Here is an 18,300-nt window from a genome sequence, read left to right as displayed (position 1 = left end):
TCCCAATGCCCTGCGTTCTCATCATCGACGACCAGAAGGACGTTCGCGCAATGGTCGCGATTGTGCTCCGGGTCAACCATTTCGAGGTTGTGGAGGCCGCCAGCGGCGCGGCGGGGGTGAAAGCCTTCGCCGAAGGCTCCTTCGACGCGGCGATCGTGGACATTTTTCTCGGCGACACCAACGGCGTCGACGTCATTGCGGCCTTGCGCGAGCGCGCGCCGGGGCTTCCCGTCGTTGCGGTGTCCGGCATGACRGCACTCGATTTCATGGAGCAGTCGCCCCAACTGGCCGACGTGGTCTGCCTGCAAAAGCCGTTTCGGCCGAACGACCTCCTGCAAGCGCTGCGCAAGGCGCAGGCTGCCGCAGGAGGCGAGCTGCCGGCGGCGGTCTGACCGTGCCGCAAAAAGAAGCGCCCCGGGCAAGCCGGGGCGTGTCGACGATTGCATGGTAGCCCGGACCTGACAGTCCAAGGCCCGGCGGTGCCTCAGGTGCCACCGCCCTTGATCTCGGCGTAGCCGCCCTTGGCGTCCCACTTGTAGACGACGTAGTCGAGCTGCTTGATGTCGCCCTTGGCGTCGTACTCGATCGGGCCGATCACGGTGTCCCACTTGCCCGCCTTGATCGCCGCCATGACCTTCTTGGCGTCGGTGGTGCCGGCCTTCTTGGCCGCCTGCGACCAGACCTGCATCGCTGCGTAGGTGTAGAGCGTGTAACCCTCGGGATCGATGTTCTTGGCCTTGAAGGCGTCGACGATCTTCTTCGCGGTCGGCTTGTTGCGCGGATCGGGGCCGAAGGTGAACAGCGTGCCTTCGCCGGCCGGGCCGGTGATGGAGGCGTACTCCTTGTCGGCGAGCGCGTCGCCAGCCATCAGGATCGTCTTGAGGCCCTGGTCGCGCATCTGGCGCAGGATCAGGCCGCTCTCCTGATGGTAGCCGCCGACATAGACCAGATCGATGTTGTCGCGCTTCAGGCGCGAGACGATCGCGTTGAAGTCCTTGTCGCCCTTGTTGTAGGACTCGTACATCTTCTCGGTGATGCCGGCCTTGTTGAGCGCCTTCTTGGTCTCGTCCGCAAGACCCTTGCCGTAGGTGGTCTTGTCGTTGAGGATCGCGATGTTCTTGCCCTTGAAGTTCTTGGCGATGTACTGCGCCGCGACCAGGCCCTGCTGGTCGTCGCGGCCGCAGACGCGCGCCACGTTCCACAACCCGCTATCGGTGAACTTCGGATTGGTCGAGGCGGGGGTGATCTGGAGCACGTTACCGTCGGCGTAGGCCTCGGAGGCCGGGATCGACGACGACGAGCAATAATGCCCGGCGACGAACGGTATCTTCGCGCCCGCGATCTTTTCGGCGATCGAGCGCGCCTGCTTGGGATCGCAGGCATCGTCCTCGACGTTGAGCGCGAGCTTCTTGCCGTTGACGCCGCCGGCGGCGTTGATGTCGACCACGGCCATTTCGGCGCCGTTCTTCATCTGGCGGCCGAAGGCGGACTCGCCGCCGGTCATCGGGCCTGCGACTGCGACGGTGACATCCTGCGCGAACGCCGCGCTCGACAGCGCGATGGACGCGCCGAATGCCAGACCGATGAGCTTCAGTGATTTCATGAGATACCTCGCGGGTGGTCGCCTGTGGGAGTTGCCGGGCACGCCCGGTCCAAACCGGCGCCATTCTCGAATGATTTTGAAGAGAAGTCACCGGCAAAATACGGGCATTGGCGGAGATATCTCGCCACATTCGGCCGCACGTCATGCGCCTTTAGGCTAGTTCAGCCGTGCCGGCCGCCTTCCAGGTAGGCAGCGCGAATCTCCGGGCGCTGCAACAGCTCGGAGCCGGTCCCGGCCAGCGTGATCAGGCCATTGACCATGACGTAGCCGCGATGGGCGAGCTTGAGCGCATGGTTGGCGTTCTGCTCGACGATCAGGACGGTCAGGCCGTCCTGCCGGTTCAGGGTGCGGATGGCGTCGAAGATCTGGCGGGCGATCAGCGGTGCCAGCCCAAGCGAGGGCTCGTCGAGCAGGAGCAGGCGGGGGCGGCTCATCAAAGCGCGGGCGATCGCCAGCATCTGCTGCTCGCCGCCGGACAGGGTTCCGCCGCGCTGGGCGTAGCGTTCCTTCAGCCGCGGAAACAGCGCGAAGACGCGTGCCAGCGTCGCGTCGCGCTCCGAATCGGTGCATCCGGTGGCATCCGCCCCCATCTGGAGGTTCTCCGCCACGCTCATGCGCGGGAAGATGCGCCGGCCCTCCGGCGATTGCGCGATGCGCAAATGCGCGATCTCGTGGGTGGGCACGTCGGTGATGTCGCGGCCTTCGTACAGGATCTGGCCGGCGCGGGCGCGCGGCTTGCCGAAGATCGTCATCATCAGCGTCGACTTGCCGGCGCCGTTGGCCCCGATCAGGGCGACGATCTCGCCGGCATTGATCTCGACATCGACGCCTTTCAGCGCCTCGATCTTGCCGTAGGCGGCGTGCAGGCCGCGGATCGCGAGCAGGGGAGCGGTCACGACCCGCTCTCCATCACGGCCATCGCCTCTTCCTCGTCGGCCCCGAGATAGGCGGCGATCACCTTGGGATCGTCGCGGACCGCGCGCGGCGAACCTTCGGCGATCTTGACGCCATGGTCCATCACCACAATGTGGTCGGAGATTTCCATCACCACGGACATGTCGTGCTCGATCAGGAGGATCGAGGTGCCCTGCTCGTTGCGGATCGACAGCAGCAACTCGCTCAAGGCGGCGCTCTCGCGGGCATTGAGACCCGCGGCGGGCTCGTCGAGGCAGAGAAGCGCGGGCTCGGTGCACATCGCGCGTGCGATCTCGAGCCGGCGCTGGTCGCCATAGGCGAAATTGCCGGCGGCATCGTCGGCGCGATCGAGCAGGTTGACCCGCTTCAGCCATTCGGTGGCGAGATCAATCGCGCGCTTTTCGGCGTCGCGGTAGACGGGCGCGCCGATCAGCCCGAGCAAGGTGAAGCCGGAGGCGCGCATCAGTGCGTTGTGCTGCGCCACCATCAGGTTTTCCAGCGCGGTCATGCCGGGAAACAGGCGGATGTTCTGGAAGGTGCGGGCCACCTTGGCCTGCTTGGCGATACGGAAATCGTTCAGCCGCTCCAGCGCGATGACCTTGCCGTCGTCATGGGTGAGGCGGATGCTGCCGCCACTCGGCTTGTAGAAGCCGGTGATGCAGTTGAAGACGGTGGTCTTGCCGGCGCCGTTCGGTCCGATCAGCGCCGTGATCTTCTTCCGCTCCGCCGCAAACGACAGGTCCTGCACCGCGACGATGCCGCCGAAGCGCATGGTGAGCCGGTCGACGCCGAGGATCTTCGCGTCGCTCATCCGTGCCCTTCCTTGACGAGGTCGGAGGAGATCGCCTGCGCCTTGGTCAGATACACGGTCGGCGCGCGATGGCCGATCAGGCCGCGCGGCCGCCAGATCATGATCAGCACCATCGCCATGCCGAACACCAGCATGCGGTAGGTCTCCAGGCCGCGGAACAGCTCGAATCCGCCGATCATGGCGAGCGCGGCAAGCGCGACGCCGAGCTGCGAGCCCATGCCGCCGAGCACGACGATGGCGAGCACCAGCGCCGATTCCTGGAAGGTGAAGGATTCCGGGCTGATGAAGCCTTGCCTTGTGGCGAAGAACGCGCCGGCGAAGCCGCCGAACATGGCGCCGGTCGCGAACGCCGTGAGTTTCGTGGTCGTGGTGTTGATGCCGAGCGCGCGGCAGGCGACCTCGTCCTCGCGGAGGGCTTCCCAGGCGCGCCCGATCGGCAGGCGGCGCAGGCGGATCGTGACCCAGTTGGTGAGAAGGGCGAGCGCGAGGATCAGGTAGAACAGGAAGACGATGCGGTGGGTCGGCGAATACTCGATGCCGAGCCTGGCGGCGAGCCCGTTGTCGCTGTTGTCGAGCGGGATGCCGAAGAAGGAGGGGCGGGGAATGCTGGAGACGCCGTTGGGGCCGCCGGTGAGGCTCTGCCAGTTGATGATGACGAGGCGGATGATCTCGCCGAAGGCGAGCGTCACGATGGCGAGGTAGTCGCCGCGCAGCCGGAGCACGGGGAAGCCGAGCAGCACGCCCCAGAACGCGGCGAGGATGCCCGCGAGCGGCAGGCAGACCCAGAACGACCAGCCGAAATTGGTGGCAAGCAGCGCGTAGGAATAAGCGCCCACCGCGTAGAAGGCGACGTAGCCGAGATCGAGCAGGCCGGCGAGTCCGACCACGACATTCAGCCCCCAGCCGAGCATGACATAGGTGAGCACGAGGATCGCGAGGTCGAGGATATAGCGCTGATCATAGAAGATCACCGGCACCAGCACCGTGAAGATCAGAAGCGCCGGAGCGAGGTAGCGGCCGATAAACGACATTCCGCTTTGCACCGCCGGCGGCACCAGCTTCTCGGCGCCGCTCGGACCGATCCATTGCCGCAACAGCTCGATCACGATCGAGCCGCCGAACACGGCGGCGACGAGGGCTGCGACCTCGCCGAAGCGCGTCCAATAGGTGAGCTGGCCGTCGGAGCCGGCCTCGGTGCGGACGCCGACCATCAGCGAGAACAGCACCAGCGCGACCAGCGCGCTGAGCAGGGATTTTTTCAGGATGTAGAGGATGCCCGCCGAGCGAGGGGCCGTCATGGGTGAGGGAGCTGTCACGCGGCCGGTCCGTCAGACTTTTTCGACTTCGGGACGGCCGAGCAGGCCGGTCGGCATGAAGATCAGCACGACGATCAGGATCGAGAACGCCGCGACGTCCTTGTACTCGACCGAGAAATAGGCCGACCAGAATGTCTCGATCAGGCCGATCGCGAGGCCGCCGAGCATGGCGCCCGGCAGCGAGCCGATGCCGCCGAGCACGGCCGCGGTGAACGCCTTGATGCCGGCGACGAAGCCCATGAAGAAGTCGACCAGGCCGTAATAGAGCAGGTACATCAGGCCCGCGACCGCGGCGAGCGCGGCGCCGATCACGAACGTCATGGAGATGGTGCGGTCGACATCGACGCCGAGCAGTGCCGCCATGGTCTGGTCCTGCTCGCAGGCGCGCATGTCGCGCCCGAGCCGGGTGCGCGAGACCAGCCAGGTGAAGATCGCCAGCAGCACGATGGTGGTGATGACCACCATGATCTGGATGTTGGAGAGCTGGATCACGAAACCGTCCTGGCTCTCATGCAGCGTGTAACCGCCGGTGATGAGCGGCGGGATCGGCTTGACGCGCGCGCCTTGCGCCACCTGCGAGTAGTTGGTGAGCACGAAGGACATGCCGATCGCCGACAGCATCGGGGCGAGGCGGAAGGAATGGCGCAGCGGCCGGTAGGCGATGCGCTCGATGGTCCAGCCATAGAGTGCGGTGATGGCCATCGAGACCAGGAGCACCACGAGCAGGATCAGCGGGATCGCGGTCAGCCCGAGCGAGATCAGGATCAGGAAGGTGATCAGGGCGATGAAGCCGCCGATCATGAAGACGTCGCCATGGGCGAAGTTGATCATGCCGACGATGCCGTAGACCATCGTGTAGCCGATCGCGATCAGGCCGTAGATCGAGCCGAGCACGAGGCCGTTGATGAGCTGCTGGGCGAAATAATCCATAGGCTGCCGTTACCCAAACCTGACGCGGCTCAAAGGGAGCTCTTGAGAAGAGTTCTTGGGCCCCGGCAGCCCTTGAGCGTTCTGTCAGTTTTCTAACAGGAGGGAACTGGCGGCTGCAACTGGTCAGGCCTCGGCATAAAGGCTTGTACAGAATTCATTTCGCGCCCGGTTCCAGCGTCCCGAGAAGGAACCGGGTTCCCAGGCAACCAATATCAGCGCCCGCCGTTATCCGCCCCGTGACGTCCAACAAGGGAGTTCCCCCCAAATGACGAAGCAGCAGAACCAGAATCCGGGCCAGCAGAACCAGACCCCCGGCCAGCGCCCCGGTCAGCAGCAGGGCGGCGGCCAGAAACCCGGACAGCAGAAGCAGGATCCGATGCGTCAGGATGACAAGCCCGGCCAGCAGCACGGCGGCCAGCGCGATCAGGACAACTAGAAGCCCACGAGTGGAGAGCCCCGCCGCAAGGTGGGGCCTCTTTTTCGTTGGCGTGTTGCTCCGTCATTCCGGGATGGTCCGAAGGACCAGACCCGCAATCTCGAGATTCTCAGGTGCGCAATTGCGCACCATAGTTCGATGCTGATGCATCGCCCCGGGATGACCATGAGGGGGGCCTGTTAAGGTAAACAAAGGGTTTAAATTGCCGCCATAGTCCGATGCGAGTTAGCTCCCGGCAAAGCCTTTCCATTGAAGGCGGGTGGCAGGCGAAACGGGAAGCGGCATGTTCAGGAATTGGCGGATCGGCTCGGTCAACGGCGCGCTGCTGGCGGCCTATTTCATCCCGGCCTGGACGCTCGTCGCCTTCAACATCATGGTGGCGCCGGTGCACGGCCTCTACGAGCGGCCGAGCGTGGCGGTGGCGCTGTTCCTCAGCGACCATCTCCAGATGGCGGGGATGAGCACGGTGCGCGCCGCCTGGCTGCTGGCGCTGGGCCGGCTGACCGTGGTGGCGTTCTTTGCAATCTACCTCGCGCTGCTCTGCGTCCCCCGTGTCCGCAAGTCCGGCGGCAGCGATGAGGCGCTTGCCATCGCGCTTGCGATCGGCAGCCTGATCTCGTTTGCGAGCATGGTGATGGCCTCGAAGGTCGGCGAGATGGCCGCGCTCCGGCTGCATGCCACTGAGCTGTTGCTCTTGCTCGGCGCTGCCATCGTGATCGTGATTGAACGCCCGGAGGCGGCGCCGCAGGCCGCCGAGGCCCCCGCGCCGCTAGCCCTTGAGCAGGCCGAGCTCCTGCACAATCGCTGAGGCTTCCTTGACGGCGTGGTTCGCCGCCGGCACGCCGCAATAGATCGCCTGTTGAAGCAGGATCTCCTTGATGTCGTCGGGGGTGAAGCCGCCCTCGGCAAGTGCCGCGCGTACATGCAGGCGGAATTCGTCCCACTGCCCGAGCGCGACCATGGTGCCGATGACGAGCACCCGCCGCGTGCGCTCGTCGAAATGCGGCCGCGTCCAGATCTCACCCCAGGCATAGCGGGTGATCATGTCCTGGAAATCGGTGTTGAAGGTGTTGCGGTTGGCGATCGACTTGTCGACCCAGGCATTGCCCAGCACTTTGCGGCGTACGTTCATGCCGGCGTCGCGGCGCTTCTGGTCGTCCATTGTGTTTCTCCGGATCAGTCATTCCGGGGCGCCTCGAAGAGGCGAACCCGGAATCTCGACGTCGTGAATGCCGATCGAGATTCCGGGTTCGATGCTTTGCATCGCCCCGGAATGACGATAAGCGCAATCAACGCTGCGTCAGGAAGCCGACCACCGCGTCGGTGAAGGCGTGCGGCTGCTCGACGTTGGAAATGTGGGCGGCGTCGATGATGGTCATGCTCGCGCCGGGAATGTTCGAACGGATCAATTCGCCCGCCGAGATCGGCGTCGCCATGTCGTGGCGGCCGGCGATCACCAGCGTCGGGCTCTTGATCTTCGGCAGCAGCTCGCGCTGGTCGAGCGTCGACAGCGCCTCGCAGCAGGCGAGATAGCCCTCGACCGGCGAGGCCAGCAGCATCGATTTCATCCGGGCGGTGATCTGCGGCTCGCGCTCGCGGAAATCGGCCGTCAGCCAGCCGCCGATCACGGCATCGGCGACCGCGGCGATGCCGCCCTTCTTCACGGCGTCGATGCGCTCCAGCCATTTGGTCGGCTCGGCATAATAGCAGGAGGTGTTGGCGAGGATGAGCTTGCCGAAGCGCTCCGGCGCGTTGGCGCCGAGCCATTGCCCGACCATGCCGCCCATCGACAGGCCGCACCAATGCACCTTCTCGATGTTGAGGTCGTCGAGGATCGCAAGCACGTCGCGGCCGAAGCGCTCCATCGTATAGGGGCCGGGCGGCACGTTCGACTTGCCGTGGCCGCGGCGGTCGTAGCGGATGACGCGGAACACCTGCGTCAGCGCCTTCATCTGCGGCTCCCACATCTGAAGCGTGCAGCCGAGCGAGTTGGACAGCATCAGGGTCGGCCCGCCGTCGCGGCCCTCGACGGAGACGTTGATGAGGCATCCGTCGGCATCGATCATGGGCATGCGGCGTCTCCGTTTTATTTGCGCTCAGGGCTGCTCTATTCGCACTCGAGGCTGTCGAGCAGCCGGTCGATCAGGGCTTGGGAAATCCCTTGATAGGCCATCGGTTCGAACAATGCCGCAATTTTTTCCGGCGAAAGATGCGCGGCGACCTGCGAATCGGCCGTGAGCACGTCGCGCAGATGCTTCTTCTCCGCGACCGCGCGCTTGCTCGCGGCTTCAATGAGGTGATGCGCGTCGCTCTTGCCGACCTTCTCCGCCAGCGCCATCGACACGGCCTCTGCCATGATAAGGCCGTGCGTCGCCTCGAGATTGCTGCGCATGCGCGCCGCATCGACGTCGAGCCCTTCGGCGATGTCGACGATCGCGGCAAGCGCGCCCGAGGTGACCAGCATCAGCTGCGGCAGGGTCGGCCATTCGGCGTGCCAGGGACCGGCGCTGCGCTCGTGGTCCTGCACCTGCGCTGCAAAAATCGTCGCGGCGAGCTGCGGCGCCATGGTCGCGCAGCCCAGTGCGCTTGCGGCCGCAACCGGGTTGCGCTTGTGCGGCATGGTCGAGGAGCCGCCACGGCCTTCGCCGGCGGGCTCGAAAGCTTCCGCGACGTCGGTCTGCATCATCAGCGAGACGTCGCGGGCGATCTTGCCGCAGCTCCCGGCGAGAATCGCGAAACCCGATGCGGCTTCGGCAATCCGGTCGCGATGGGTGTGCCAGGGCGCCTCGGGCAGCGGCAGATTGAGCTCGTGTGCGAGCCGTTCCGCAACGGCGAGACCCTTGTCGCCGAGCGCTGCGAGCGTGCCGGCGGCGCCGCCGAATTGCAGCGCGAGGCCCTCGCGGCGGAGCCGGCGCAGACGGCAGCGGGCGCGGGCGAGGCTTGCGGCGTATTCGGCGGCTTTCAGGCCGAACGGCATCGGCAGCGCATGCTGCAGCCAGGTCCGCGCCACCATCGCGGTGTGGCGATGTGTCCGCGCCAATGCGGCAAAGCCCTTGATGGCGCGGCTGAGGTCGGCGTCCAGCGCATCGATGCCTGCGCGAAGCGTCAGCATGGTGGCGGTGTCGATGACGTCCTGGCTGGTCGCGCCCCAATGCACGTAGCGCGCAGCTTCCGCATCAGCCTTGCCGACATTGGCGGTCAGCATCTTGACCAGGGGGATCGCCAGATTGCCCGATCGTGTCGCGGCCTCGGCCAGCGCCGCCATGTCAAAGGTATCCGCCTTGCAAGCCGTTTCGATCGGGCCCACGGCGCCGGCGGGAATCACGCCGGTGGCGGCTTCGGCCCGTGCCAGGCCTGCCTCAAAATCGAGCATGTTCTGGAGGGTGGACCGGTCGTCGCAGACGGCGCGCATGGCCGTGCTCGACAGCATCGGCGCGAGCAGGGGGGAGAGGGATGTGCTCATGTTGCGTGCGACCTAACCACCACAGCACGGCTGTGCCAATCCCAAACCGCTCACGCAAGCTTTTTGCAGTTGCGAATATGCATTGCACGTGACCGGGGGGCACCCTTTCCTTTGCGGCCCCCGTGCGTTACTTGAGCAGCGCTACTCAACGTGATCCCGGGAGGCACCCATGGCCATGACAATGAACGGCGAAGTCCAGCTTGCGGCGCCGCGCGAAGCCGTGTGGGCCAAGCTCAACGATCCCGAGGTGCTGAAGGCCTGCATCCCCGGCTGCGAGGAGCTGGAGAAGACCGACGACGGCGGTTTTCGCGCGGTGGCCAAAATGAAGGTCGGTCCGGTGTCGGCGCGCTTCAAGGGCAAGGTCATGCTCAGCGATCTCGACCCGCCGAACGGCTACAAGATCTCCGGCGAAGGCGAGGGCGGGGTGGCCGGCTTCGCCAAGGGCGGCGCCGTGGTCAAGCTCGCGGAGAAGGACGGTGGCACGCTGCTCGCCTATGACGTCGAGGCGCAGATCGGCGGCAAGTTGGCGCAGCTCGGCCAGCGCCTGATCAACGGCACCGCCAAGAAACTGGCCGACGAATTTTTCGCGAACTTCGCCAAGGCGGTACAGGGCTGAAGGCCCTCGCGTTTTGTCATGGCGCCTTGCGTCCGGGGTGATGTTGCCCCGGGGCATAATGGCCCATATGATGGGTTGGAATAATTATAAGAACCGCTTCGACGGGACCCGTTGGGGCGCTGATAGAGAGTGCTTATGGCAAAAATCTCCCTCATCGTGAACGGCAATCCTGTCACGGCCAACGTCGATCCCCGCACCCTGCTGGTGCAGTTCCTGCGCGAGAATCAGCGGCTGACCGGGACCCATGTCGGCTGCGATACCTCGCAGTGCGGTGCCTGCGTCGTGCATCTCGACGGCAAGGCCGTGAAGTCCTGCACCACGCTTGCCGTGATGGCCGACGGCCACGAGGTCAAGACGATCGAGGGACTGGCCGCCGACGGTGCGCCGCTGCATCCGATGCAGGAGGCTTTCCGCGAGCACCACGGCCTCCAGTGCGGATTCTGCACGCCGGGCATGATCATGACCGCGATCGACATCGTCCATCGCAAGGGCCACGAGCTCGACGACCACACCATCCGCGAGGAGCTGGAAGGCAATCTCTGCCGCTGCACCGGCTATCAGAACATTGTCGCCTCGATCGCCGCCGGCGCCAAGGCGATGGCGAAATCAGACCTCGCCTAACCCGACACGCGCGCATCCCGCGATCAGGACACCCTCATGTACGAATTCAAATATCATCGCCCCGGGACCGTGCGGCAGGCGGCCAACCTCCTGGTGAAGAACGAAGACGCCAAGTTGATCGCCGGCGGCCACACGCTGATTCCCGTCATGAAGCAACGGCTCGCGAGCCCGCCGCATCTGGTCGACCTCTCCCACATCGAGGGGCTCGACGCGATCGAGATGAAGGGCCGCTCGCTCGTGATCGGCGCCACCGCCAGGCACGCCGAGGTCGCAAGCTCGGCCATCGTCGGCGAGGCGATCCCGGCGCTCGCCAATCTTGCCGGCGGAATCGGCGATCCCGCCGTGCGCCACAAGGGCACGATCGGCGGCTCGCTCGCCAACAACGATCCGACCGCGGATTATCCGGCCGCGGTGCTCGCGCTCGGCGCCACCATCGTCACCAACAAGCGCCGCCTTAAGGCCGAGGAATATTTCCAGGGCCTGTTCACGACCGCGCTGGAAGCCGACGAGATCATCACCAAGGTGATGTTCCCGCTGCCGAAGAAGGCGGCCTACATCAAATTCCGCAACCAGGCCTCGCGCTATGCGCTGGTCGGCGTCTTCGTGGCGCGGCGTCCGTCGGATGTGCGCGTCGCCGTCACCGGCGCCGGATCGGAAGGCGTGTTCCGCGTCACCGCGTTCGAGGAGGCGCTGAAGAAGCGCTTCGCCGCCAAGGCGCTGGACGGCATCGAGGTGCCGGCGGAAGGCCTCAACAGCGACATTCACGGCAGCGCCGAATACCGCGCGCATCTCATCGGGGTGCTGACCCGGCGTGCTGTCGATGCCGCCAACGCCAAGGAATGAGTGGGCCGGATCAACTGGCCCGACACTTGCCCCCGGTGAGGGCTTAGCGAGACTGGCTCTTTCATGACTCTCACGGCCCTGCCGGCATCGGTCGATGCGATGCTCGAACTCCTGACGTCGCGCGGCTACCTCGCGGAGCGCTCGCTCGCGACGGTGACGTATCTGTCGCTGCGCATGGGCCGGCCGCTGTTTCTCGAAGGCGAGGCCGGCGTCGGCAAGACCGAGATCGCAAAGGTGCTGTCGGCGGCGCTGGGGCGGAAGCTGATCCGCCTGCAATGCTACGAAGGCCTCGACGTCTCGTCCGCCGTCTATGAGTGGAACAGCGCCTCGCAGATGATCGCGATCCGGATGGCCGAAGCCGCCGGCGACACCGACCGCGACCAATTGTCATCGGATATTTTCGCCGATCGCTTCCTGATCAAGCGGCCGCTGTTGCAGGCGCTGGAGCCCGATGTCGCGGGCCCGCCGGTGCTTCTGATCGACGAGCTCGACCGTGCCGACGAGGCGTTCGAAGCCTATCTCCTGGAAATCCTCAGCGACTTCCAGGTGACGATTCCCGAGTTCGGCACCGTGAAGGCGCCGCATCCGCCGATCGTCATCATCACCTCGAACCGCACCCGCGAGATCCACGACGCGCTGAAGCGTCGCTGTCTGTATCACTGGGTCGATTATCCCGCAGCCGAGCGCGAGCTCGCGATCGTCAAGACGCGGGTGCCGGGCATCTCCGCCAAGCTGTCGCAGCAGGTGGTGCGCTTCGTGCAGGCGCTGCGCAACCAGGACTTCTACAAGTCGCCGGGCGTCGCCGAGACCATCGACTGGGCCACCGCTCTGTCCGAGCTCGACGCCCGCTCACTGACCCCGCAAGTGGTCGGCGACACGCTGGGCGCGCTGTTGAAGTACCAGGACGACATCACGCGGATGCAGGGCGACACCTTGCAGAAGGTGCTGAAGGACGCGACGAGCGAGAATTGATCGTTGTTGTTCCGGGGCGATGCGAAGCATCGAACCCGGAACCTCGAGATTCCGGGTTCACGCTTCGCGCGCCCCGGAATGACGGCTGAGAGTGTGGACCCATGGCCATCAACCATCTTGCGCCGGAGCTGACCGAGCAATTCGCCGACAACATCGTCGGTTTTGCCCGTGCCTTGCGTGCGGCGGGGCTGCCGGTCGGGCCGGGGGCCGTGATCGACGCCGTGAACGCGCTCCAGGTGATCGACATCGGCAACCGGTCCGACGTCTTCACCACGCTGGAGGCGATCTTCGTCAAGCGCCACGAGCACGCGCTGGTCTTCAAGCAGGCCTTCAACCTGTTCTTCCGCGCCTCCGAGGAGTGGAAGCATATGCTGGATTCGGTGCCGCTTCCGGATGGCGCCAAGAAGAAGCCGCCGGCGGCCGCGCGCCGGGTGCAGGAGGCGCTGTCGCAGCCGCGGATGACGGAGACGCCGCAGCATCAGGAGCAGGATTTGCGCCTGTCGGTCTCCGACAAGGAAATCCTTCAGAAGAAGGACTTTGCGCAGATGAGCGCGGCGGAGATCGCGGAAGCGCTGCGCGCCGTCGAGCGCATGAGATTGCCGCAGGCCGAGCTGCTCACGCGCCGGCGCCGGCCCGATCTGCGCGGCCTGCGGCTCGACCTGCGCCGTACGCTGCGCGCCTCGCTCCACACCGGCGGCGACATCATCGACATCCATCGCCTCGGGCGGATCGAGAAGCCGGCGCCGATCGTGGCGCTGCTCGATATCTCGGGCTCGATGAGCGAATACACCCGCCTGTTCCTGCATTTCCTCCACGCCATCGGCGACGCCCGCAAGCGCGTCTCGGTGTTCTTGTTCGGCACCCGGCTCACCAACGTCACCCGCGCGCTGCGGCAGCGCGATCCCGACGAGGCGCTGGCGAGCTGCTCGGCCGCGGTCGAGGACTGGGCCGGCGGCACGCGGATCTCGGCCTCGCTGCACAACTTCAACAAATTGTGGGCGCGCCGCGTGCTGAGCCAGGGCGCCATCGTGCTGCTGATCTCCGACGGGCTGGAGCGGGAGGCCGATTCCAAGCTCGCCTTCGAGATGGACCGGCTGCACCGCTCCTGCCGGCGGTTGATCTGGCTCAACCCGCTGCTGCGATTCGGCGGCTTCGAGGCCAAGGCGCAGGGCATCAAAATGATGCTCCCGCACGTTGACGAATTCCGCCCCGTACATAATTTGAGTTCGATCCAGGAGCTGATCACCACGCTCTCCCGGCCGTTGCCGCCGCATCACCGCAGCCTGATCCGTTCCGCAGCTTGAGAGGCCACCCATGCTCGATCGCGACGAGGATATTCTGAAGGCGGCGGAGGACTGGCAGAAGGCCGGCCATGGCGTCGCGCTGGCCACCGTGGTGGAGACCTGGGGCTCGGCCCCGCGGCCCGCGGGTTCGAGCCTGGTCATCAATGACGACGGGACGTTCCTGGGCTCCGTCTCCGGCGGCTGCGTCGAGGGCGCCGTGGTCACCGAGGCCATGGATGTGATCCAGAGCGGCAAGCCGAGGATGCTGGAATTCGGCGTCGCCGACGAGACCGCCTGGAATGTCGGGCTGTCCTGCGGCGGCACCATCCGCGTCTTCGTCGAGAAGGTCGGCTAGCCGTGAAGCTCGAGATCCTGCACGAACTCAACGCCGAGCGCGCCGCGCGGCGGCCGGTCATTCTGGTCACCGACACCGAGAGCGGCGAGCAACGGCTGGTGAAGGCCAGGGATTTTGCCAGGGATCCGCTCGGCGCCGAGCTGGAGAAGCAGCTTCGCATGGGCAAGAGCGCCAATGTCGAGGTCGGCGGCAAGAAGCTGTTCCTCAACGTCTACGCGCCGACCGCAAAGCTCGTCATCGTCGGCGCGGTCCATATCAGCCAGGCGCTGGCGCCGCTGGCGCGCTCGCTCGGCTACGATGTCACCGTCGTCGATCCGCGCACGGCCTTTGCGAGCCCCGAGCGCTTCCCCGACGTTCCCTTGGTCGCCGAATGGCCCGACACCGCGCTGCCGCCGCTCAATGTCGATCACTACACGGCGTTCGTCGCGGTGACGCACGATCCGAAGATCGACGATCCGGCGCTGCTGCACGCCTTCGAGCGCGACTGCTTCTATATCGGTGCGCTCGGCTCGAGGAAGACGCATGCCAAGCGCGGCGACCGGCTGCGCGCGCAGGGCGCCAAGGACAGCGACATCGCGCGCATCCACGCGCCGATCGGGCTTGCCATCGGCGCGGTCTCGCCGTCCGAGATCGCGGTGTCGATCATGGCCGAGATCACGGCGGTGCTCAGGCTACCACCCAAAGAAAAAGAAGAAGCGGCATGAAATTCGGCCCGGCGAGCCCCAGGGATGCGATCGGCGGGGTGACCGTCCACACCCTGCGTCAGGGATCGCTGGTGCTGAAGAAAGGTACGACGATCGGCGCGGCAGAGGTCGAGGCCCTGACGCGCGCCGGCATCAAGGACGTCGTCGTGGTGCGGATGGAGGAGGGCGACGTTTCCGAGGATGTCGCCGCCGCCAGCATCGCGCTGGCCATCGGCGGCGAGGGCATCCATGTCGAGCGCGCCTTCACCGGCCGCGCCAATCTGTTCGCCGCGCGCCCGGGCGTGCTGGTGATCGACCGCGCTGCGGTCGACCGCGTCAACAACGTCGACGAAGCCATCACCTTTGCCACGCTCTCCGCCTACAAGCCGGTGGTCGAGGGCGAGATGGTCGGCACCGTCAAGATCATTCCGTTCGGCGTCGAAGGGACCTTGCGCGATGCCGCGGTGAAGGCGGCCGGCAAGGACGTGCTGAAGATCGCCCCCTACGTGATCAAGCGCGTCGGCGTGGTCTCGACGCTGCTGCCGGGCCTGTCCTCCAAGGTGATCGACAAGACGCTGCGCGTCACCGCCGAGCGGCTCGCGCCGGCCGGCGCCAGCATCATCGCCGAGCGCCGGGTCCAGCACGAGGAGCCGGCGCTGTCGGCTGCGATCAAGGAGCTGCTCGCCCTTGGCGCCGAGCTCGTGATCGTATTCGGGGCGTCGGCGATCGCCGACCGCCGCGACGTGATTCCGGCGGCGGTTACCGAGATCGGCGGCGAGATCGAGCATTTCGGCATGCCGGTCGATCCCGGCAATCTGCTGCTGATTGCGCGCGCCGGCGGCGTGCCGGTGCTGGGCGCGCCGGGCTGCGCCCGCTCGCCGGTCGAGAACGGGTTTGACTGGGTGCTGATGCGGCTGTTGGCCGGCATCAAAGTGACGCGGTCCGAGCTGATGGGCATGGGCGTCGGCGGGCTGCTGATGGAGATCGTGACGCGGCCGCAGCCGCGCGCCGAGCCGGAGATCGAGGGCAACAGCCATGTCGCGGCCATCGTGCTTGCGGCGGGACGCTCGACCCGGATGGGCGGGCCGAACAAGCTTCTGGCCGAGCTCGACGGCAAGAAGCTGGTGCTGATCGCGACCGAGCAGGCGCTGGCCTCCAAGGCATCCGAGGTGATCGTCGTCACCGGTCATCAGACCGAGCTGGTCGAGCAGGCGCTGAGCGGCCTCAAGGTCAGATTCGTCCGCAATCCGGATTTCGCCGGCGGTATCGCAAGCTCGGTCAAGGCCGGCATCGCGGCGGTGCCTGATGGTTGCGATGGCGCCGTGGTTTGCTTGGGCGACATGCCGCTGATCGATGCCGGCCTGATCGACCGTCTCATCGATGGTTTCGCCCCGGACCGCGGCAATCTCATCGTCGTGCCCGTCAGCGAAGGCCGCCGCGGCAATCCCGTGTTGTGGTCGCGCCGCTTCTTCAAGGAATTGATGACGCTCGACGGCGATGTCGGCGCGCGCCACCTCATCGCCAGGCATACGGAAGCGGTCGCCGAAGTGCCGGTCGACGGCGAGGGCGCCTTCCTCGACATCGACACGCCGCAGGCGCTGGAAGCGGCGCGACGGGGATGACGCTGCGTAGGGTGGGCAAAGCGAAGCGTGCCCACCAATCCCAGATTGAGATGTAGATGGTGGGCACGGCGCTTCGCGCCTTTGCCCACCCTACGCAGCGACGTCCATCACTCGCCTACTTCTTGGTGTTCGAGAGCTTCTCGCTGCCGGCAGCCTTCAGCTCGACGCCGCTCTTGGTCAGGAGGGCCTTGTCGCCGCTGCTGAACGTGAATGTGTCGGCGCCCGCGCTGATGCCGTTCCACGCGACCGCTTCGCCGAGGGACAGATACCACAATCCCTGGAATCCCGTCGCATTGTTCAATTGCCCGGTCCAGACGGTGGTCGAGCCGCAGCCGAGGAAATTCACCGAGAAGCTGATCGCGGTGCCGGTGTTGCCATAGGCCAGCCAGCCCGTGGCACCTTGCGGCTTGCCCTCATCGCAGCTGTTCGCGGCGTTGTTGGTGTAGGTCCCCGTGATCGCGCCGGTGTTCGAGTTGAAGTTGGTAATGGCCAGGGTCGAGCCGTACTGGTTGGTCCAGGTCCAGTTCACCGACTGCGCACGCGCCGGCGGAAGTCCGATCAGACACGCCGACGCAATCGTTCCCAACAGCATTGTATTGATTGGACGCATGGTCGCCTCCTCCGGCTCTCTGCTTGGAGCTTCGACGACTTTAAATGAAGCGATTGAAAAATACAACCATAAGATGTATATTTCTTCTGTTCGTCCCGGCACCGCTTTTCAACCACTCGTTCACCAAGTGGAAACGAGCCGCGCTTACAGTCGCCTCCACCTGCCTTGGGGGGAGGGGATTCCATGGCTTCGAACGTCGTCGCGCGCCGTTGCGCGATGTTTTTCTTTGCGCTGTCGGTTTGCGTCGCCGGCGCTCGCCACATCACGGATGCGCATGCGGCCGGTGCCTTCGCGGTCGGCAAGTGCGGCGCCTATGGCCAGGCCTATGATTATGTCGCCGAGCACGAGGCGCGCAGCGTGGCACAGAAGCAGTGCAAGGGCGATTGCACGACCGTCACGATGAAGCGCGCCTGCGCGGCAATGTCGGTCGATCTCTCCAACCCGTGCGGCGCCTATGGTTATGCCGTGAAGCCGAAGATCTCGGCCACGCTCAATGCCGCCACCCGCGAATGCTACAAATACGGCGGCAAGGAATGCGTGATCCGCGCCTGGGCTTGCGACGCGAAGGGTTGAATTTCTCTTGCTGTCATTCCGGGGCGATGCGTAGCATCGAGCCCGGAATCTCGAGATTCCGGGTTCGGTCCTTTGGACCGCCCCGGAATGACGGCGGAAAGAAAAGATGCAATTCGACACCAAGATCGCCGTCGTGATCCGCAGCGATCTTCAGGCCTGGCAGAAGCTCAATGTCGCGGCCTTCCTCACCAGCGGCATCGCGGCTGCGTTTCCCGAGTGCATCGGTGAGCCCTACGAGGACGGCTCGGGGACAAGATATCACGCGCTGATCGGCCAGCCGATCCTGATCTACGGCGCCGACGGTCCGGCGCTGTCGCGCGCGCTTGACCGGGCGCTCACGCGCAACGTCAAGCCGGCGGTCTATACCGAGGACATGTTCAAGACCACGCATGATGCCGCCAATCGCGAGGCGGTGAGGGCGGTGGCGCGTGCCGATCTCAATCTCGTCGGCATCGCGATGCGCGCCGAGCGCAAGGTGATCGATAAAATTATCGATGGTTTGAAGTTTCATGGCTGAGCTCGGCGCCGGTTGCGGCGGAGCTGCTGTCATCTCGCTGTCGTGATGCATCCCCTGCGCAAACATTGGACTCTTTGACTCCAATCAATGAGAGCCGTGCGGGTGTCGCTAGTCTGCCCTTGCAATGCAAA

At 65.6% G+C, this 18,300-nt stretch carries 22 protein-coding genes; 13 read left to right on the top strand and 9 right to left on the bottom strand.

Features of this window, described 5'->3' with window-relative positions:
* Positions 1-5: 5 nt before the first annotated feature.
* Positions 6-392 (top strand): response regulator, encoded by a 387-nt coding sequence (locus ACXJMY_RS05800; protein ID WP_456618353.1) that lies wholly within the window; start codon positions 6-8, stop codon positions 390-392.
* 92 nt (positions 393-484) lie between these two features.
* Here the strand turns inward: ACXJMY_RS05800 and ACXJMY_RS05795 are convergent, their stop codons facing one another.
* The 5 genes from ACXJMY_RS05795 to ACXJMY_RS05775 all read right to left on the bottom strand — a co-directional run bounded on the left by ACXJMY_RS05795 (position 485) and on the right by ACXJMY_RS05775 (position 5,575).
* Positions 485-1,603 (bottom strand): branched-chain amino acid ABC transporter substrate-binding protein, encoded by a 1,119-nt coding sequence (locus tag ACXJMY_RS05795; RefSeq protein ID WP_456618341.1) that lies wholly within the window; start codon positions 1,601-1,603, stop codon positions 485-487.
* A 161-nt stretch (positions 1,604-1,764) separates the two neighbouring features.
* A complete protein-coding gene (locus ACXJMY_RS05790; RefSeq protein WP_456618340.1) occupies positions 1,765-2,499 on the bottom strand; it encodes an ABC transporter ATP-binding protein in 735 nt (244 codons plus the stop codon).
* A complete protein-coding gene (locus ACXJMY_RS05785) occupies positions 2,496-3,329 on the bottom strand; it encodes an ABC transporter ATP-binding protein (protein WP_456618339.1) in 834 nt (277 codons plus the stop codon). Before ACXJMY_RS05785 ends, ACXJMY_RS05790 begins: the two co-directional genes overlap by 4 nt.
* Positions 3,326-4,627, bottom strand: coding sequence for a high-affinity branched-chain amino acid ABC transporter permease LivM (gene livM, locus ACXJMY_RS05780; protein ID WP_456618352.1), 1,302 nt, complete (start codon positions 4,625-4,627; stop codon positions 3,326-3,328). Before livM ends, ACXJMY_RS05785 begins: the two co-directional genes overlap by 4 nt.
* A gap of 30 nt (positions 4,628-4,657) precedes the next feature.
* Positions 4,658-5,575 carry an ABC transporter permease subunit gene (locus ACXJMY_RS05775; RefSeq protein WP_456618338.1) on the bottom strand — a complete coding sequence of 306 codons (918 nt, stop codon included), beginning with the start codon at positions 5,573-5,575 and terminating at the stop codon, positions 4,658-4,660.
* A gap of 265 nt (positions 5,576-5,840) precedes the next feature.
* Here ACXJMY_RS05775 and ACXJMY_RS05770 point away from each other — a divergent pair, with 265 nt between their 5' ends.
* Both ACXJMY_RS05770 and ACXJMY_RS05765 read left to right on the top strand, forming a co-directional pair.
* Entirely contained in the window at positions 5,841-6,011 is a 171-nt protein-coding gene (locus tag ACXJMY_RS05770; RefSeq protein WP_456618337.1) for a hypothetical protein, read from the top strand.
* Positions 6,012-6,294: 283 nt separating this feature from the next.
* Positions 6,295-6,819, top strand: a complete 525-nt coding sequence (locus tag ACXJMY_RS05765; protein ID WP_456618336.1) for a hypothetical protein — start codon at positions 6,295-6,297, stop codon at positions 6,817-6,819.
* On the opposite strand, the gene ACXJMY_RS05760 is transcribed toward ACXJMY_RS05765, so the two are convergent.
* The 3 genes from ACXJMY_RS05760 to ACXJMY_RS05750 all read right to left on the bottom strand — a co-directional run bounded on the left by ACXJMY_RS05760 (position 6,781) and on the right by ACXJMY_RS05750 (position 9,474).
* On the bottom strand, positions 6,781-7,173 hold the full coding sequence (locus ACXJMY_RS05760) for a carboxymuconolactone decarboxylase family protein (RefSeq protein ID WP_456618335.1): 393 nt from the start codon (positions 7,171-7,173) through the stop codon (positions 6,781-6,783). The genes ACXJMY_RS05765 and ACXJMY_RS05760 overlap by 39 nt on opposite strands.
* Positions 7,174-7,300: 127 nt before the next feature.
* A complete protein-coding gene (gene pcaD / locus ACXJMY_RS05755; RefSeq protein WP_456618334.1) occupies positions 7,301-8,083 on the bottom strand; it encodes a 3-oxoadipate enol-lactonase in 783 nt (260 codons plus the stop codon).
* A 35-nt stretch (positions 8,084-8,118) separates the two neighbouring features.
* The gene (locus ACXJMY_RS05750) at positions 8,119-9,474 is read right to left on the bottom strand and encodes a 3-carboxy-cis,cis-muconate cycloisomerase (protein WP_456618333.1); all 1,356 of its coding nucleotides are present in this window, start codon (positions 9,472-9,474) and stop codon (positions 8,119-8,121) included.
* 169 nt (positions 9,475-9,643) lie between these two features.
* On the opposite strand from ACXJMY_RS05750, the gene ACXJMY_RS05745 reads away from it, so the two are divergent.
* The 8 genes from ACXJMY_RS05745 to ACXJMY_RS05710 all read left to right on the top strand — a co-directional run bounded on the left by ACXJMY_RS05745 (position 9,644) and on the right by ACXJMY_RS05710 (position 16,469).
* Positions 9,644-10,090, top strand: a complete 447-nt coding sequence (locus ACXJMY_RS05745) for an SRPBCC family protein (RefSeq protein ID WP_456618332.1) — start codon at positions 9,644-9,646, stop codon at positions 10,088-10,090.
* A gap of 135 nt (positions 10,091-10,225) precedes the next feature.
* Positions 10,226-10,711, top strand: coding sequence for a (2Fe-2S)-binding protein (locus tag ACXJMY_RS05740; RefSeq protein WP_275194248.1), 486 nt, complete (start codon positions 10,226-10,228; stop codon positions 10,709-10,711).
* Positions 10,712-10,747: 36 nt separating this feature from the next.
* Positions 10,748-11,554 (top strand): FAD binding domain-containing protein, encoded by an 807-nt coding sequence (locus ACXJMY_RS05735; RefSeq protein WP_456618331.1) that lies wholly within the window; start codon positions 10,748-10,750, stop codon positions 11,552-11,554.
* Between the two features lie 63 nt (positions 11,555-11,617).
* Positions 11,618-12,526: an AAA family ATPase gene (locus ACXJMY_RS05730; RefSeq protein WP_456618330.1), complete on the top strand. Its 909-nt coding sequence runs from the start codon at positions 11,618-11,620 to the stop codon at positions 12,524-12,526.
* 101 nt (positions 12,527-12,627) lie between these two features.
* Positions 12,628-13,830 (top strand): vWA domain-containing protein, encoded by a 1,203-nt coding sequence (locus ACXJMY_RS05725; protein WP_456618329.1) that lies wholly within the window; start codon positions 12,628-12,630, stop codon positions 13,828-13,830.
* 10 nt (positions 13,831-13,840) lie between these two features.
* Entirely contained in the window at positions 13,841-14,164 is a 324-nt protein-coding gene (locus tag ACXJMY_RS05720; RefSeq protein ID WP_015685128.1) for an XdhC family protein, read from the top strand.
* Positions 14,165-14,166: 2 nt separating this feature from the next.
* Entirely contained in the window at positions 14,167-14,868 is a 702-nt protein-coding gene (locus tag ACXJMY_RS05715; protein WP_456618328.1) for an XdhC family protein, read from the top strand.
* Positions 14,865-16,469, top strand: coding sequence for an NTP transferase domain-containing protein (locus ACXJMY_RS05710; RefSeq protein ID WP_456618327.1), 1,605 nt, complete (start codon positions 14,865-14,867; stop codon positions 16,467-16,469). Before ACXJMY_RS05715 ends, ACXJMY_RS05710 begins: the two co-directional genes overlap by 4 nt.
* A gap of 115 nt (positions 16,470-16,584) precedes the next feature.
* On the opposite strand, the gene ACXJMY_RS05705 is transcribed toward ACXJMY_RS05710, so the two are convergent.
* On the bottom strand, positions 16,585-17,079 hold the full coding sequence (locus ACXJMY_RS05705; protein WP_456618326.1) for an avidin/streptavidin family protein: 495 nt from the start codon (positions 17,077-17,079) through the stop codon (positions 16,585-16,587).
* 183 nt (positions 17,080-17,262) lie between these two features.
* On the opposite strand from ACXJMY_RS05705, the gene ACXJMY_RS05700 reads away from it, so the two are divergent.
* The gene (locus tag ACXJMY_RS05700) at positions 17,263-17,652 is read left to right on the top strand and encodes a DUF4189 domain-containing protein (protein WP_456618325.1); all 390 of its coding nucleotides are present in this window, start codon (positions 17,263-17,265) and stop codon (positions 17,650-17,652) included.
* 106 nt (positions 17,653-17,758) lie between these two features.
* The gene (locus ACXJMY_RS05695; RefSeq protein WP_456618324.1) at positions 17,759-18,169 is read left to right on the top strand and encodes a DUF2000 family protein; all 411 of its coding nucleotides are present in this window, start codon (positions 17,759-17,761) and stop codon (positions 18,167-18,169) included.
* Positions 18,170-18,300: the final 131 nt, after the last annotated feature.

The sequence above is a fragment of the Bradyrhizobium sp. P5_C12 genome (assembly GCF_054049735.1).
Note: the sequence above shows the minus strand (reverse complement) of the source record. Positions and strands in the feature narration are given on the sequence as shown.

What these genes read in the sequence shown, in the direction of transcription:
- ACXJMY_RS05795 (WP_456618341.1), bottom strand. Translation starts at nt 1,603, where the DNA reads ATGAAATCACTGAAGCTCATCGGTCTGGCATTCGGCGCGTCCATCGCG.
- ACXJMY_RS05785 (WP_456618339.1), bottom strand. Translation starts at nt 3,329, where the DNA reads ATGAGCGACGCGAAGATCCTCGGCGTCGACCGGCTCACCATGCGCTTC.
- livM (WP_456618352.1), bottom strand. Translation starts at nt 4,627, where the DNA reads ATGACGGCCCCTCGCTCGGCGGGCATCCTCTACATCCTGAAAAAATCC.
- ACXJMY_RS05775 (WP_456618338.1), bottom strand. Translation starts at nt 5,575, where the DNA reads ATGGATTATTTCGCCCAGCAGCTCATCAACGGCCTCGTGCTCGGCTCG.
- ACXJMY_RS05770 (WP_456618337.1), top strand. Translation starts at nt 5,841, where the DNA reads ATGACGAAGCAGCAGAACCAGAATCCGGGCCAGCAGAACCAGACCCCC.
- ACXJMY_RS05765 (WP_456618336.1), top strand. Translation starts at nt 6,295, where the DNA reads ATGTTCAGGAATTGGCGGATCGGCTCGGTCAACGGCGCGCTGCTGGCG.
- ACXJMY_RS05760 (WP_456618335.1), bottom strand. Translation starts at nt 7,173, where the DNA reads ATGGACGACCAGAAGCGCCGCGACGCCGGCATGAACGTACGCCGCAAA.
- pcaD (WP_456618334.1), bottom strand. Translation starts at nt 8,083, where the DNA reads ATGCCCATGATCGATGCCGACGGATGCCTCATCAACGTCTCCGTCGAG.
- ACXJMY_RS05750 (WP_456618333.1), bottom strand. Translation starts at nt 9,474, where the DNA reads ATGAGCACATCCCTCTCCCCCCTGCTCGCGCCGATGCTGTCGAGCACG.
- ACXJMY_RS05745 (WP_456618332.1), top strand. Translation starts at nt 9,644, where the DNA reads ATGGCCATGACAATGAACGGCGAAGTCCAGCTTGCGGCGCCGCGCGAA.
- ACXJMY_RS05740 (WP_275194248.1), top strand. Translation starts at nt 10,226, where the DNA reads ATGGCAAAAATCTCCCTCATCGTGAACGGCAATCCTGTCACGGCCAAC.
- ACXJMY_RS05735 (WP_456618331.1), top strand. Translation starts at nt 10,748, where the DNA reads ATGTACGAATTCAAATATCATCGCCCCGGGACCGTGCGGCAGGCGGCC.
- ACXJMY_RS05730 (WP_456618330.1), top strand. Translation starts at nt 11,618, where the DNA reads ATGACTCTCACGGCCCTGCCGGCATCGGTCGATGCGATGCTCGAACTC.
- ACXJMY_RS05725 (WP_456618329.1), top strand. Translation starts at nt 12,628, where the DNA reads ATGGCCATCAACCATCTTGCGCCGGAGCTGACCGAGCAATTCGCCGAC.
- ACXJMY_RS05720 (WP_015685128.1), top strand. Translation starts at nt 13,841, where the DNA reads ATGCTCGATCGCGACGAGGATATTCTGAAGGCGGCGGAGGACTGGCAG.
- ACXJMY_RS05710 (WP_456618327.1), top strand. Translation starts at nt 14,865, where the DNA reads ATGAAATTCGGCCCGGCGAGCCCCAGGGATGCGATCGGCGGGGTGACC.
- ACXJMY_RS05705 (WP_456618326.1), bottom strand. Translation starts at nt 17,079, where the DNA reads ATGCGTCCAATCAATACAATGCTGTTGGGAACGATTGCGTCGGCGTGT.
- ACXJMY_RS05700 (WP_456618325.1), top strand. Translation starts at nt 17,263, where the DNA reads ATGGCTTCGAACGTCGTCGCGCGCCGTTGCGCGATGTTTTTCTTTGCG.
- ACXJMY_RS05695 (WP_456618324.1), top strand. Translation starts at nt 17,759, where the DNA reads ATGCAATTCGACACCAAGATCGCCGTCGTGATCCGCAGCGATCTTCAG.